The organism is Neobacillus niacini (assembly GCF_030817595.1).
GTDB classification, from domain to species: domain Bacteria; phylum Bacillota; class Bacilli; order Bacillales; family Cytobacillaceae; genus Neobacillus; species Neobacillus niacini_G.
The window spans coordinates 1282754-1297220 of record NZ_JAUSZN010000001.1 but is presented as its reverse complement, the minus strand read 5'-3'; the positions used below and the strand labels follow the sequence as shown (position 1 = coordinate 1297220).

The window sequence follows — 14467 nt, the reverse complement described above, 5'->3', positions numbered from 1 at the left end:
TCCATGCCAAATAACCTTCCGATCTACTCTAATCTAATTGGAAGGTTTTGTTGTATTTAGTTAGATATAGGTTTTAAGCTATATCTTGGAAAGTTGTTCTGCTTTTTAGTAAGGCATATATCCAATGTATGAGTTTATTTACACAAGCAATGATGGCTACTCTAAATGGTTTTCCTTCTTCTCGTTTCTTATCGTAAAACTCTCGTAGTCTTCTATTGCGTGGAATGATCTCATCAGTTGTTTTCTTTTTACGAGAATCCCGAATTCCACTTTGAACAGCCATATACAAGGCGTGGCGAAGCCTACACGAACCACGTTTGGTTATTCGGTTTACCGATGCAGTAAACTTTCCAGAAGAGTACACACTAGGATCTATTCCAGCGAATGCAACTAACTTCTTGGCATCATTAAACCGATCTATCTCTCCGATTTCAGAAATAATCGTGGCAGCGATTTTTTCTCCAACTCCAGGGATAGATTGAAGGATCTCATATTCTTCAATTTCACTAGCGAGGGCATCTGTTTCATCGGCAATATTGGATAAATGCTCTTGGTATTGAAGAACAATCTTAACCAAGATTTCAAGGTTAAAAATATGACTATCGTAGAGATTGTTTTGAAAAGGATCACGAAGGGCTGCTTCTCTTAACTTCTGTGCCTTTTCCTTTGCCCATGACTCCGAACGACTCATACATAATGAAGCTATTTTATCCGTTAACTTTTTTTCACTCACACTTAATACAGCTTTAGAAGTAGGGAATTCTAGTAAAGTAAGCAAAGATACTTTCGAATATAGGCTTCCAAACACCCCTCGATACTAAGGAAAAACCTGATCAATTAAAGAATGCAGCTGTATCTTTGTTTTAGCTGATATTTCCGCAATACTCTCTTGTTGTCTTGTCAGATTACGAAGGTTTAATAGTTGGACACCACGCTTCTTGTAAGGCTCTAATTCCTCTTTATAAAACAGTTCACAAAGGTGATAAGCATCAATTGCATCGGTTTTTACTTTTCGAAGGCTTGAGCTTTTGGCTCTATGAGAGATAAGAGGATTGACGATAATATAAACATAATTTTGTTCCTCTAGAAACTGAATAACGGGAATAAGATAATAACCAGTTGATTCTAAAACAACCGAAGGTTGATGACCACCAGCAGCCTTTTCAACATCTTGAAGGAACTCTAATAGACTTCCTAATCCTTTAAGATCGTGAGTAATACCAAAACTCTTACGATATGGTTTACCTTTATTTAAAAACGCTTGAACCTGACTTTCTCCTTTTGATACATCCAGACCAATCACTGGATTCATTAATTTTCTCCTCCTCCTAGAAATTCAAATTAGTCGGTAACCCCTAATGCTCCTTGTAATGTCATAGGTTCGCTTGTTAAACGGGATCATGGTCCCAACCAGCCTGAAACATGTTTATACAAGTAGGGGGTGAACAGTTTAGCTGACGGAATCGAGTTCCACGGGTGCGACGTTCTACCCCGACTACCGTAATAATAAGACCATAAACAAAAAGGTCAACCAGAAAAATCTGGCTAACCTCATATTACGAACGGGTGCTTTAGTTTAAGAAACCACTGACTTTTATCAGTGGCTTTTTTGTTTGTTAGATGGAAGACCTCTTACGATAACTATTTATCAATCACGGTGGAATTCCATTAATAGTTCGTGGACAATGTGCTGTTTAAAATCTTTTGGCTTATCCAATAGTATCCCTCTTCTTGACGCAGCTGCAATTATAAGTCCTAATTCATAATACATATTTTTAGAAACTAAACCTTTTGAAATCATTTTTTGCACTTCATAATAAAATTGAATCAAAAAATCACTTGGTAATTTTTCATACAAAGACATTCCTGAAACATCTACTATCCCTACCTCATTAATAGGAATTGTATCGATTAAAACCGAAGTTGAAAAGAGTTTTTTCTCCAGATTCACAAATTTTCCATTTAATTACAGACAGGATTTGACAATACAGCTTTAATCTTGTTGAACTAAAGGTGCAGGTTAGTGGAATAATGTTGATGGTAAAATGAAGTAAAAAGAAGCAAAATAAAGGTAATATAATTTAATATGTTAAGGTGAAAGTGTAGGTGAGGGCCAAATGTCAGAAGATGAATTATTCTCAAATAAGGCATCTAATGTTTATGAAATATATTCAAAAATACTCGATTCATTGAAAGAAATAGGACCGTTTGAAATTGAGTTTAAAAAGACTTCTATACATCTTTTAAATAAATCTTCCTTTGGAGGAGTTCATCCAAAAAAGAAATGGTTAGAATTTAATTTAGTAACAAACCATCAAATTGAACACCAGAAGATAACGAAGATTGAACAAGTTTCCAAAAACAGATTTCACAATAACTTTAGATTTCATAGTGTAGACGAACTAACTAAAGAGTTTTTAATTCTTTTAAAAGAATCCTATCAATTGATGAGTTAGTTACAGAAAGGAAATTTAATACCATGGGCAGTATTTTCTTAGGAATTATATCTGGTCTAATATTTGGTTTAATATCTGTAATAATAATGCTTCCGATGAAATTCGAAGATAAACGTACTGCTATTATTGGTTCTTTTATAAATCGTTTTACGATTGGTTTCTTGATATCAGTAACTGTTCTTCCTATGGATGGTTGGACAAAAGGAGTATTGATAGGATTGTTAATTAGCCTCCCAGACGCACTTATTACAAAAGCCTATTTACCAATCATTCTCTTAGGAGTAATCGGAGGAGCTATTATTGGAGGCTGTATTGGCTAAGAGGGTTTGAGGGGTCATAACTATAATCTTATTGATCTTACGGGTGCGTTGATCCAGAAGGATTGACCCCCTTTTTTGTTGAATTAATTGACTAAGATTAAGTCCAGGAATTCCTTATTCGACTAACGTGGCAGTTATATGTAGTATGAATATCTACAGTATTCAACGTATGTAATGATACAAAAATGATCGAATTTTTTATCTTTTGATTTTACCATGATTTACAAATTCCCTCTATTTGATATAGTAGAATAGTAGGCAACTTAATATATTTCTAGGTGAAATCGTGATGGAGAATAAACGGAAATGAGAAAATTACGTGATATTACAGGGGAACGGTTCGGTAAATTAACTGTACTAAATGCTGTAAGAGTTCCCATAGGTGATGGGAAGTTTCGTACGAAGTGGAATTGTATGTGTGATTGTGGTAAACAAAAAGTAGTCGATGGTTCTTCTTTGACATCTGGAAAAACTAAAACCTGTAACGGGTGTTTACAAGTAGACATATCCATTGGACAACAATTTGGTAAGTTAACAGTTATAAAGTCAGTTAAAATACACGAGAAAAATAGTTACAGAACCATGTGGGAATGTAGATGTGAATGTGGCAACATTCGATTAGTAAGGGGAACTATACTACAAAAAAGAGGTTCCCACTCATGTGGAAAATGTATGAAAAGCCAAAATCTAACAGGAAGACGTTTCGAAAGATTGCTTGTGTTGGAAAATGCTAAAGAAGATGGTTATTGGAAGTGCGTTTGTGATTGTGGTACCACATCAACAGTACATTATACAAGTTTATTAAGAGGAACCACAAAGAGTTGTGGCTGCTTTGCAATTGATTTGTTGAAGGAACGAAATAAAGCATCAGGTACACATCATATGACTAATACTCGCTTACATAATATATGGGATACCATGAAAGCCCGTTGTCATCGTCAGAACAGCAAGGACTACAAAAATTACGGAGCCAGAGGTATAACTGTTTGTGAGGAATGGAGAAATAAGTTTGAAAACTTTTATCAGTGGGCAATAGACAATGGGTACGAAGAGTATTTAACACTGGATAGGAAAGATGTAAACGGCAACTATGAACCTACAAATTGCCGTTGGGCAACCACTAAGGAACAGGGTAACAACACAAGGTACAACCGTTATATCACCATTAACGGAGAAACCAATACAATTGCAGAATGGTCACAGATCACAGGGATAGGTCCCAAAGCCTTAAGGTATAGAATAGAGTCGGGTTGGGATGAAAAAGACCTATTATTACCTGTTGGTGTTCATAAAGTGTATATTACAGTAGGTAATGAAACCAAGACCATTAAAGAGTGGTCTAGAGAAAAGGGTATATCAGATACAGTGATTAGCAAACGCTACAAATCTGGTATTAGGGGAGAGGACCTTTTTGCGTATAATCGAAAAATCATTCTAGTTGAAATCGATGGGGTTACCAAGTCCTTATCTGACTGGTCAAAAGAAACTGGCATACGACTCACTACACTATTACAGCGATATAATAAAGGAAAACGGGGCAAAGATCTTATTGCCCAAACGAAGAAACAAACAATTGAGCAACTTGCATGGGATCTTTAAACGCCTAAATGAGCTTGGAATTTGCTCCAAGCTCATTTTTTACTGGCAAATCAATGATGTATGTTTTACCAGTATGACTATTAAACATCATTAGTCATTCTCAAAGTGAGGGATACTGTATATTTGCTTATAACTATACAAAACCATTTAGAAGCTCTTATTGTATTAACGGAGCAGGATAGTTGAATAAGAAATCATCTCAGGGAACAATAAAATGAGGTGGATACTATGAAAACATACGTTATCTTAGTGTCTGTATTTATTCTCTTTGTTGTGCCAAAAAGTGTAAGTGCTACAAACGAAGGATTTGAAGTGGTATCGAAGCTAACTAAAGAAGAAATAGTCTAGTACGCTAAGAAAATGAACGGGTTATATCAAGACTTCAATATTGATTTTAAAGGAGATACTTACTTCAGACCTTTTTGGATGAGTGTTACAAATCCTCCTATGCCCCCAGAACTATTTTACGAAGACATTAACAAAGATGGAAAAAAGGAATTAATTTTGATGACCACCAGCAGCCTTCTCCACATCTTGAAGGAACTCTAATAAATTTCCTAAACCTTGAAGATCGTGTGTAATACTAAAACTCTTACGATGTGTTTAACTTTATCTAAAAACGCTTGAACCTGACTTTCTCCTTTTGATACATCCAGACCAATCAATGGATTCATTAATTTTCTCCTCCTCATAGAAATACAAATTAGTCGGTAACCCCTAAAGATCCTTGTAATGTCATAGGTTCGCTTGTTAAACGGGATCATGGTCCCAACCAGCCTGAAACATGTTTATACAAGTAGGGGGGTGAACAGTTTAGTTGACGGAATCGAGTCCCACGGGTGCGACGTTTTACCCCGACTACCGTAATAATAAAACCATAAACAAAAAGGTCAACCAGAAAATCTGGCTAACCTTATATTACGAACTGGTGCTTTAGTTTAACAAAGAAAATACTAAAAGTCGGTTCCTTTACAGGAATTCTACTTTTATATATTGAATTTACTAAGCGTTAATCCGCATTTTCCTGACGCTACCCCTATATGGGGATAAATCTTTCTTCATGTTTAAAAATCAGTAATAAATGGAAAATAAAGAAAGGAGGGATGAGTATGAAAGTACTTATTATTGGTGGAGATGCAGCAGGGATGAGTGCTGCAATGCAAATTGTACGAAACAGTTCTGGACATGAAATCACTGTTTTAGAAAAGGGTGGAGTGTATTCGTACGGACAATGTGGCCTACCTTATGTGATCAGTGGGAAGATAGAGTCAACAGATAAGTTAATAGCACGTACACAGTCTACTTTTAAAGAGAAATATGGCATTGATGCACGAGTATATCATGAAGTCCAAAAGGTAGACACGGAAAATAAAATGGTAAGTGGAATAAACCATAGTAATGGTGAAACGTTTAGCCTTCCGTATGACCGCCTTCTTATTGCGACCGGCGTAGGCCCGGTCATTCCAAAGTGGGAGGGTGTTAAACTTCCAGGTGTCTTCACATTAAAGGCAATTCCTGATGCAAAGACAATCATGGATTATCTTGAGAAAGATATAAAAAATGTGACAGTTATTGGTGGCGGATACATTGGACTCGAAATGGCTGAAAGTTTTGCGGAGCTCGGCAAGAAGGTAACAATCATTGAAAGAAATGAGCAATTAGCAAAAATTTTTGATAAAGAAATGGCAGAACTTATCCATGAAGAAGCAGTGAAGCAAAACATTGTGTTAAAAATGGGTGAATCTGTTGAAGCATTCCGTGGTAGTGAGCATGTTGAATATGTGAAAACCGATAAAGGGAAGTATGAAACAGATTTAGTATTAGTCGCTATAGGTGTGAAGCCAAATATATTATTTTTAGAAGGGACTGGAATCAAAACAAGTGTTAATGGTTCTATTCAAGTAAATGCGTATATGCAAACAAGTATTAAAGATATCTATGCTGCAGGAGATTGTGCAACACAATATCATCGAGTAAAAGAAATGGATGATCATGTCCCATTGGGAACACATGCCAATAAGCAAGGTCAAATCGCCGGATTAAACATCGTTAATATACATAAAACATTTAAAGGTGTTGTAGGCACTTCAATCATAAAATTTTTTGATTTAACTTTAGGTAGAACAGGAATAACAGAAACAGAGGCAAAACTGCTGAACATCCCATGTGGTTCTGTAACAATTATATCGACAGATATCGCTGGATATTATCCTAATAATAAAAAAATGAAATTGAAACTTGTCTATCATAAAGAAACACATAAAGTTCTTGGTGGGCAAATTATTGGGGAAAATGGGATCGACAAACGAATCGATGTTCTAGCAACTGCAATATTCCATTCGATGACAACCGATGAGCTGCTTGATTTAGATCTTGCGTACGCACCTCCATATAATGGTGTATGGGATCCTATTCAGCAAGCAGCTAGAAGAGTAAAGTAGCTTTAATACTAACTATTAACTATATAATGTACTATCGGGGTGCTTTTCCTTATTAACAATCTTCAGCAATCAGGCGCATTTCCTAATAAGGAATGTGTCTCTTTTTTTCAGATTTAGAGGATATTAAGTAGACCAGGAAGAATACGACTAGAATTATGAGAAATATTACAATTAAATTAACGTGGCAGTATAGTTGAAGAAGGAAGGGCAAACTTTAAAATATCTTCAATAATAAAGGATCGGATGTATTCTTAACACGTTCTGTTCGAGAAGGAAAACATAAATAGCTGTTTAATTTCTCATATTTTTAGCACATAAATTAACAGGCACTTTAGAATAAAAAAAAGAATCACTCGAACTCGTTTGTTTTCAAGTGCTCCCTTTTTTTAAAAATATTTATATTACATATAAAATAAATAATCATTTTAGAAAATAGACCCCATAATAAATATGCATTTAGATAAAAAAATATTTGTCTTCAGATTAAAAATGGTTTTACAACCACTTTTACTTGACGTCTAATTCATCTAAATTTAATTTTTAGTGAGAACTGAAATTATTTAAAATTGTATTATATTCTTGGTCACTAATAATCCCTAACTTTTTACATAAGTAGGAATTTAATAAGATTTTTTTCTTTATTCGTTTAGTTGGAGACACCTGTATCACTCCCTTTACTCTTATTATATTTTACTCCATCAAAAAAGTTTCCTTTGACCAAAAAATAATCTCTGAATTAAAAGTATTGCCTATATAAAAATTAAAATAAAAATTTTAACCCGTCGAAATGACGGGTTTTCGGCAACTTAAAGTTTGTGAAGGATTCCACTTAAAGTGACGGGTGCTTTACTTGTATAATAACAACATAAGAATCCAAACTAGTTGTAAAAATTCAGGAGTGGCAAATGTGGTTGCATTTATGTCTTCTTGCAAATATTTTTAAAAAATGTTAAACTTTAGAAGAATTATTTTTGATCGGTGTAAAGGATAGTATAAGATTAACTTTTCGTCTTGATGATCACTGAGTGCAAGGATAGTAACACATTGTGTGCAAAGCACACAGCAGGAGGAAACAAAATGGAACAAGGTAAAGTAAAATGGTTTAACGCAGAAAAAGGTTTCGGATTTATCGAGCGTGAAGGCGGAGAAGACGTATTCGTTCATTTCTCAGCTATCCAAGGCGAAGGTTTCAAATCTTTAGACGAAGGTCAAACAGTTTCTTTTGACGTTGAGCAAGGTCAACGTGGAGCTCAAGCGGCTAACGTGCGTAAAGCTTAATAATAAGAACAAACTAAAGCAGGCTCTTTATAGAGTCTGTTTTTTTCTCCTTTTAAAAACAAGGAGCCCCACTCACGAATGAGAAGGGCACATGTAAACAAGTAAATCAAATGGTAAACAAAGTGTACCATATTATCAAGGATTCTCCTAATTACCTTTAAATAAACATTTTAAAGTGCTTATGAAGAGAGTGGCAAAATTGTCCATCTTTATTGGTGTAATTCGACTAACGGGGGCTAGAGTTTAACAATGAGTTGCTACGGCAGCTCTTTTTCTTTGTTGAGCTAACGTTGTAGGTTTTGGAGTTGAAGAATGGAAATAAAAATAATAAAACATTTTTCAATTTTTATGTTGAACGGTACTATACAATAGGTGAATATCAATAATTGTACAGATTAACTAGATAACTTGTCCCTGTCAATAATTACGATTTTTGCACTCAATATACTAGATAATAGATTTTTTTGAAAGGTTGTGTTTGCTATGGCAACATTAAGTACGGGACCCTTTGTGGTTCCCAGGCGTACATGCAACGGAAATCCTGTCAACTTCTTTTTTATAAGCTTTACAAATTTGAGTAATCGAATGTTGACGGTAACATTAAAGATTCACCAAGTCTTCACTCAACCAAATGCGATTCACTCATCCTACACAATTCACCTACCATCACCTTGTACTCTGATACACCCACCAGCACTAATCAGAGTTGAACCAAATTCAGCAGTTATGCTCTCTCAATCGGTTGTCCCTCCTTTGCCAATTAACAACAGTAATACGGCTTCAAACGACCAACTAGTATTGATCATATCAATTAGTGGAAACGTAGATAAATCATCAAGAGACTTAATTCAAATCTGTGTCACAGGTGGTTTTTCATCTGATGGTGGCAGTTCTCTGAATGAGGCAGAACCAACAATGTTTTTCCGACATGCTGACTTTGTGGTAATTCATCGTAATAACTCCCCTACTCCTCATCATCATCCCTTAGAACCTAATCATGATAAAGACAGCTAGATAAGATTTGAATAGTCTTTTTAGACAGTTAATTTCTTAATGAGGAGGTATATTTGATCCATTAAGGGTCTATCCCCTGAATCCTACTCAACTAAACGGGGCTGAGGCTCAAAATCAAGCTGTCATTTTGGCAGCTTTTCTTATTGCACTAAACTGGTAGGTTAGTTGAAGAAGGAAATGAATAAAAATACTTTGATTAAGTTTAATTAAGTCTATTTTTCAATCACTGATTTTATGGGAAAAGTGAAAATATAATTGGTATTATTTTATTTTTGCACATCCTAAAGAAATAGGAGGTGGATTAATAGTGAGGCATTCAAGATTTTTATTAATCCTTATGATGATTCTTCCATGGTTTTCAATCCCACTTTTGGGACGAAGTACAATAAAACGCTTTCTTCCAGCAACTATACTTATTAGTTGTGTCGTAAAAATAAATAACATTACTGCAAAGAAACGAAATTGGTGGAAGTTTTATAATAGTATTCATCCTAAAATATCAGGAGATATTCCTTTTATTTTGGGTCCCTACCTTCTATCATCTCTATGGATTTTAAAACTTACTTATGGCAAGTTAAAATTATTTACGATTACCAATGCAATTGGTCATATCTTGTTTGCTTTTCCAGGAATAAAATTATTAAAACGATTAGGAATAGTTTCTTTAGTTAAGATGAAACCAATCCAATTGACATTATTACTTACTATTAGAGGTTTTCTCCTATATGGTTTTCAATTTGTTATAGAGAATATTAAACAAAACAATATTTCTCGAATTCTAAAATTCATTAAAAAGTTTTAATATTACAACGCTAAACAGCAGTTTCTTAAGTTTAAAATGAGATCGCTTCGGCGGTCTATTTTCTTGTTCAGCTAAAGGGGCAGTTTACTTCAAGAAGGAAGAACTTTATGTTAAAATTTGGATATGGAAGAAACGGAGGAGAGACATTTTGGGAAAAGTTATCTTAATATTTTTGCTTTTGATTAATATTTCCTACATAGTAAGTTTTCTTGCTTTCTTTGGGGCGTCATTATTAAATAATTTATGGCTCGGTACGTTTATAGTTAGTTTATTATTATCTATTTTTTATTTTATACGTACTAGAATACAAAAGGGCTACAATCCTTATTTATCAATTGCAGTAATATCATTTAGTATGGGGTCGTTGGGACTTTACGTTTTTATATATTATCTCACTAATCTACTGGGATAGATATTGAATTAAAGGATGTTTGAACTTAGAAGTGGCTGTTACAACAGGCTCAGGCTGTCGAGAAAATCTCGACAGCTATGATTTTTTGTAATTACTTTAATGATTCACCGCGTTAATATGCTATAATATACATATAAATAACAGGACGGTGGATAGAATGTATAAGCCAAAAAGAGAAATACAAAACGAAGCTGAATTTGTTTTTATTGATGATTTAGTACCGCAAGATCACCTATTAAGGAAGGTGGACAAGTATATTGATTTTTCTTTTATTGGTGAGAAGGTCCGTCCTTTTTATTCAGAAAATAACGGGCGTCCTTCGGACCCTATACAGCTCTTTAAGATGATGTTTATCGGATATTTTTATGGCATTCGTTCTGAACGACAATTAGAGCGTGAAATTCAGACGAATGTGGCCTATCGATGGTTCTTAGGATTAAAGCTAAACGATACAGTTCCCCATCATTCCACCATTAGTTGGAATCGGCGAACCCGTTTTAAAGATACAAATATATTTCAGGAAATTTTTGATGAGATTGTCTTCAAAGCAATTAACCACAAGATGGTTGGAGGAAGAGTTTTATTTTCCGATTCCACACACCTTAAAGCGAATGCAAACAAACATAAATTCTCTAGAGTTGAAGTGGAAGTTGAAACACGTGAATATGTAGAAGATTTAAACAAAGCTATTGAGGAAGACAGGAGAGATCATGGAAAAAAGCCTTTAAAGGAAAAGGAGGAGGTGACCGAGAAAAAGGAAATACGACTGAGCACAACTGATCCTGAATGCGGGTTTATGTCACGAGAGAATAAACAGGAGATGTTCTGTTATCTTGATCATCGAACTACCGACATGAAGTTCAACATCATAACTGATGCGTATGTTACACCAGGAAATGTTCACGATTCTGTCCCCTATCTTTCACGGTTAGACCGTCAGGTCGAACGTTTTGGATTTAAAGTAGAAGCTGTGGCACTTGATTCGGGTTACCTGACAAATCCGATTTGTAAGGGACTTAATGAACGCAATATTTTTGGAGTTATCGCTCACAGAAGATATCAATCAACAAAAGGGTTATTTCCTAAATGGAAGTTTACATATGACAAAGATAGAGATTTGTATGTTTGTCCAAATGGTCAGGAGTTACAATATCGTACAACTACAAGAGAAGGTTATCGGGAATATAAGTCAGATCCTAAAAAGTGTACTAACTGCCCACTCCTCCCGGAGTGTACAAAATCTCAAAATAAAACAAAAGTAGTTACCAGACATGTTTGGGAGGAACATAAGGAAAAGGTTCGACTTAACAGACTTTCAAAGTCAGGTAAAATACTATATAAATTTAGAAAAGAAAAAGTAGAGCGAAGCTTCGCAGATTCAAAAGAACTGCATGGGCTTCGCTATTGCAGGTTACGGGGATTGCACAATGCGAGTGAGCAAGTGTTACTCACCGCAGCATGCCAAAACATGAAAAAGATTGCCACATACTTAGCAAGTTTGGAAAAAGTGTGTGGCAATCTCTTGGTTATTTCTCCCTGTTGATTGAAGCGGAAGGTGCGAAGACTCCTGCGGGAGTACGGGGCTGGGGAGACCCCACAGGCGCTTAAGCGCCGAGGAGGCTCCCCGGCACGCCCGCGGAAAGCGAAGCACCTGGAGCGGAAATCAACAGGCCTTTGGGCAGGCAGAAAAATAAAAATTGCCGAGAAAGATACCTTTCTCGACAATCTGTGGCTGTTACAACAGCCTTTTTGTTTTTGAGCTAAAGATGCAGGTTAATTAAAAATGAAACTATAAAAAGGAGCAATTTTGCTCCTTAATCACATATTTATTTTTATTTTTATTTTTTCTGCTTCTGACATTATATTTTTGATTAATAATTTTACAGTTTGTTGTTTAGCTAATCTTGAACTTTGACCAGACCATAGTGACATAAATTCTTTATTATTCTTTGAGGCGGCGACCTTTCTAATATCCTGGGTTAATGTGTTTTGAACGGGGAAGTCTGGTAAATACCATTCGTTGCTCTGCATACCCAAAATAAAATTATTTGTAATTCCTCTCGCCCATTTACCCGAAAATGAACGAGTTAATACTGTATCTTCCTCCGTGATATTCATAACAGCGTCTTTATGTACTTTATGTGTTCCACTTTCAATACAAGTCAAGAAAGCTGTCCCCATTTGTACACCATTTGCACCTAAGCAGGCAGAAGCCATCAACCCTCTTCCATCCATAATACCTCCAGCAGCTATTACTGGAATACTTACATTGTCAACGACCTGCGGAATTAATGACATTGAACCAACTAAACTCACTTTATAATCATCGATAAAGTTCCCTCGATGTCCACCAGCTTCACTGCCTTGAACAACGACAATATCAATTCCTGCTTTCTCATTTTCAACTGCTTCTCTAACAGTCGTTGCTGTTCCCATTAGAATAATGTCAGATTTTTTTAACTCAGAAATTACTTTTTCAGACGGAATGCCAAATGTAAAAGAACAGATCGGGACATTTTCTTCAATTACCACCTTAATTTGTTCAATAAATGTTTCATAGACATTATTAAATTCAGGAATTTCAAAGCTATCTTTTTGAGGTAAATTTAGTTGCTCACGAATAGGGTTTAATAACTGATTAGCTGATTTAATGTCATCATTTATAACATCAAACTCATTGGGTACAAATAGGTTTATACCAAAGGGATTTGATGTTAGTGTCTTTAACTCCCTTATTTGATTTCTAATTTGAATAGGGGTCATATAACCTGCTCCAATCATACCTAGACCACCACTATTTGAAACCTCAGCGACTAATTCCGAAGTTGTTACTCCACCTGCCATTGGAGCCTGTATAATTGGATATTTTATTTTTAATACTTCTGTCATTTTATTAATTAACATGTGTATCCCTCATCTTTTGCATAAGATTTCCTCTCAAACTGAATTCCATTTAAAAGCATTCCCGCCCCAATTAAAACGACAGTAGATGCTCCAATCAAAGCAGTATTAAAATTATGAGTGAATGATGATAACACTCCAGAAAGGATGGGTCCAATCAACTGTCCAATAGCAAAAATAGCAGTTAGAATGCCAATCGTTCGACTGCTATTAGATGGATTTATTTGTCGTCCCAATGTTGTAGCAAGTGTAGTGATACCCATAAACGTTGCTCCAAATAATAAAGCACTTATGATAAAACTAGTTTTCGAAACCCAAAAGGCTGGCATCGCCATTCCCAAGGATTGTAATGCCATTGCAAGGACTAAGGATTTAACGAAGCCCCATTTTTTTGCTAGTATAGACCAGATGAGACAGGATGGAATAGCAGCCAAACCAACCATCATCCAAACTAAAGTTGCATCATTATGAAAGGATGGGGTCTTTTCAGCGATAGATACGATAAATGTTCCTGTAACAATGTAACCCAATCCTTCTAAACCATAGGCAATAATCAACCATAGGAGCCATTTAGTTGGGGGGACAACTGCAAAATTATTTTCTTTATGTTTTAACTCAACAACGTTGGAGGCTTCATCTAGCCATAGCCATACGAAGATAGATAGGATTGCACTGACAACAGCTAATCCGATCCATGTACCTTCCCACTGATATAAATGGTTTAAACTCGGAATAAAAAGACAGGATAAACAGATTCCCAAACCTACCCCTCCATAAAATAAACCAGACCAACTTGTTTTGTTTATAGTAGCAAGTTTTTCTAACACGATACCTGAGGCAAGGACCAACACATAAGCACTGGAAACCCCCGATAGAAATCGAAGTACATACCAAATGAAATGAGAGTATGTTAGACCCATTATGGCAGTGGTTAAGATACTGATGATTAGACTTATTTTTAAGATAATCACTCGAAACTTCTTCAAAGGTACCGCTCCTGATAAAATTGCTCCAAGCAAATATCCAGCGTAATTACTTGATGCTATATATCCAGCAACTGTATTCGAAAAAGATAGATCTTTTTGCATAAGTGGAAGAATGGGAGTATATGCAAACCTTCCAATCCCCATAGCAATGATTAGTGACAGTATTCCCCCTATTAAAAAAAGAAAAGATTGCTTCTTCAAATAAAAACCTCCAATAAAATGATTATATTTAAATCATATCTCTTATCTGGTATATTG

General features: G+C 35.4%; 11 protein-coding genes and 2 pseudogenes. 8 read left to right on the top strand and 5 right to left on the bottom strand.

All coding sequences use genetic code 11. The annotated features are described in order from the left end of the window. Positions 1-73: 73 nt before the first annotated feature. Positions 74-1312, bottom strand: a pseudogene (locus QFZ31_RS06540) (IS110 family transposase). A gap of 336 nt (positions 1313-1648) precedes the next feature. Continuing rightward, complete coding sequence (locus QFZ31_RS06535; protein WP_307301830.1) at positions 1649-1951, bottom strand: hypothetical protein; 303 nt, start codon at positions 1949-1951, stop codon at positions 1649-1651. Between the two features lie 166 nt (positions 1952-2117). On the opposite strand from QFZ31_RS06535, the gene QFZ31_RS06530 reads away from it, so the two are divergent. From QFZ31_RS06530 to QFZ31_RS06520, 3 genes are all read left to right on the top strand, one after another. Beyond that, on the top strand, positions 2118-2456 hold the full coding sequence (locus tag QFZ31_RS06530; RefSeq protein ID WP_307301829.1) for a DUF5655 domain-containing protein: 339 nt from the start codon (positions 2118-2120) through the stop codon (positions 2454-2456). Positions 2457-2479: 23 nt separating this feature from the next. Continuing rightward, entirely contained in the window at positions 2480-2776 is a 297-nt protein-coding gene (locus tag QFZ31_RS06525) for a hypothetical protein (protein WP_307301827.1), read from the top strand. A 306-nt stretch (positions 2777-3082) separates the two neighbouring features. Then, positions 3083-4375 carry a hypothetical protein gene (locus QFZ31_RS06520; RefSeq protein WP_307301826.1) on the top strand — a complete coding sequence of 431 codons (1293 nt, stop codon included), beginning with the start codon at positions 3083-3085 and terminating at the stop codon, positions 4373-4375. Positions 4376-4888: 513 nt separating this feature from the next. On the opposite strand, the pseudogene QFZ31_RS06515 reads toward QFZ31_RS06520, so the two are convergent. After that, a pseudogene (locus QFZ31_RS06515) lies at positions 4889-5049 on the bottom strand (IS110 family transposase); the annotation flags it as partial. 435 nt (positions 5050-5484) lie between these two features. Here QFZ31_RS06515 and QFZ31_RS06510 point away from each other — a divergent pair. The 5 genes from QFZ31_RS06510 (at position 5485) to QFZ31_RS06490 (ending at position 11865) form a co-directional block, all read left to right on the top strand. Next, positions 5485-6816 carry a CoA-disulfide reductase gene (locus QFZ31_RS06510; protein WP_307301825.1) on the top strand — a complete coding sequence of 444 codons (1332 nt, stop codon included), beginning with the start codon at positions 5485-5487 and terminating at the stop codon, positions 6814-6816. 1077 nt (positions 6817-7893) lie between these two features. Beyond that, on the top strand, positions 7894-8094 hold the full coding sequence (locus QFZ31_RS06505; protein WP_168242950.1) for a cold-shock protein: 201 nt from the start codon (positions 7894-7896) through the stop codon (positions 8092-8094). Between the two features lie 483 nt (positions 8095-8577). Continuing rightward, positions 8578-9108, top strand: a complete 531-nt coding sequence (locus QFZ31_RS06500) for a hypothetical protein (RefSeq protein ID WP_307301823.1) — start codon at positions 8578-8580, stop codon at positions 9106-9108. Between the two features lie 307 nt (positions 9109-9415). Next, positions 9416-9910 (top strand): hypothetical protein, encoded by a 495-nt coding sequence (locus tag QFZ31_RS06495; RefSeq protein WP_307301822.1) that lies wholly within the window; start codon positions 9416-9418, stop codon positions 9908-9910. A gap of 569 nt (positions 9911-10479) precedes the next feature. Beyond that, complete coding sequence (locus QFZ31_RS06490) at positions 10480-11865, top strand: IS1182 family transposase (protein WP_307301821.1); 1386 nt, start codon at positions 10480-10482, stop codon at positions 11863-11865. Positions 11866-12140: 275 nt separating this feature from the next. Here QFZ31_RS06490 and QFZ31_RS06485 read toward each other — a convergent pair whose 3' ends face one another. Together QFZ31_RS06485 and QFZ31_RS06480 are read right to left on the bottom strand one after the other, a co-directional pair. Then, positions 12141-13226 (bottom strand): NAD(P)H-dependent flavin oxidoreductase, encoded by a 1086-nt coding sequence (locus QFZ31_RS06485; RefSeq protein WP_307301820.1) that lies wholly within the window; start codon positions 13224-13226, stop codon positions 12141-12143. Next, on the bottom strand, positions 13220-14410 hold the full coding sequence (locus QFZ31_RS06480) for a YbfB/YjiJ family MFS transporter (RefSeq protein ID WP_307301819.1): 1191 nt from the start codon (positions 14408-14410) through the stop codon (positions 13220-13222). Before QFZ31_RS06480 ends, QFZ31_RS06485 begins: the two co-directional genes overlap by 7 nt. Between the last annotated feature and the right edge of the window lie 57 nt (positions 14411-14467).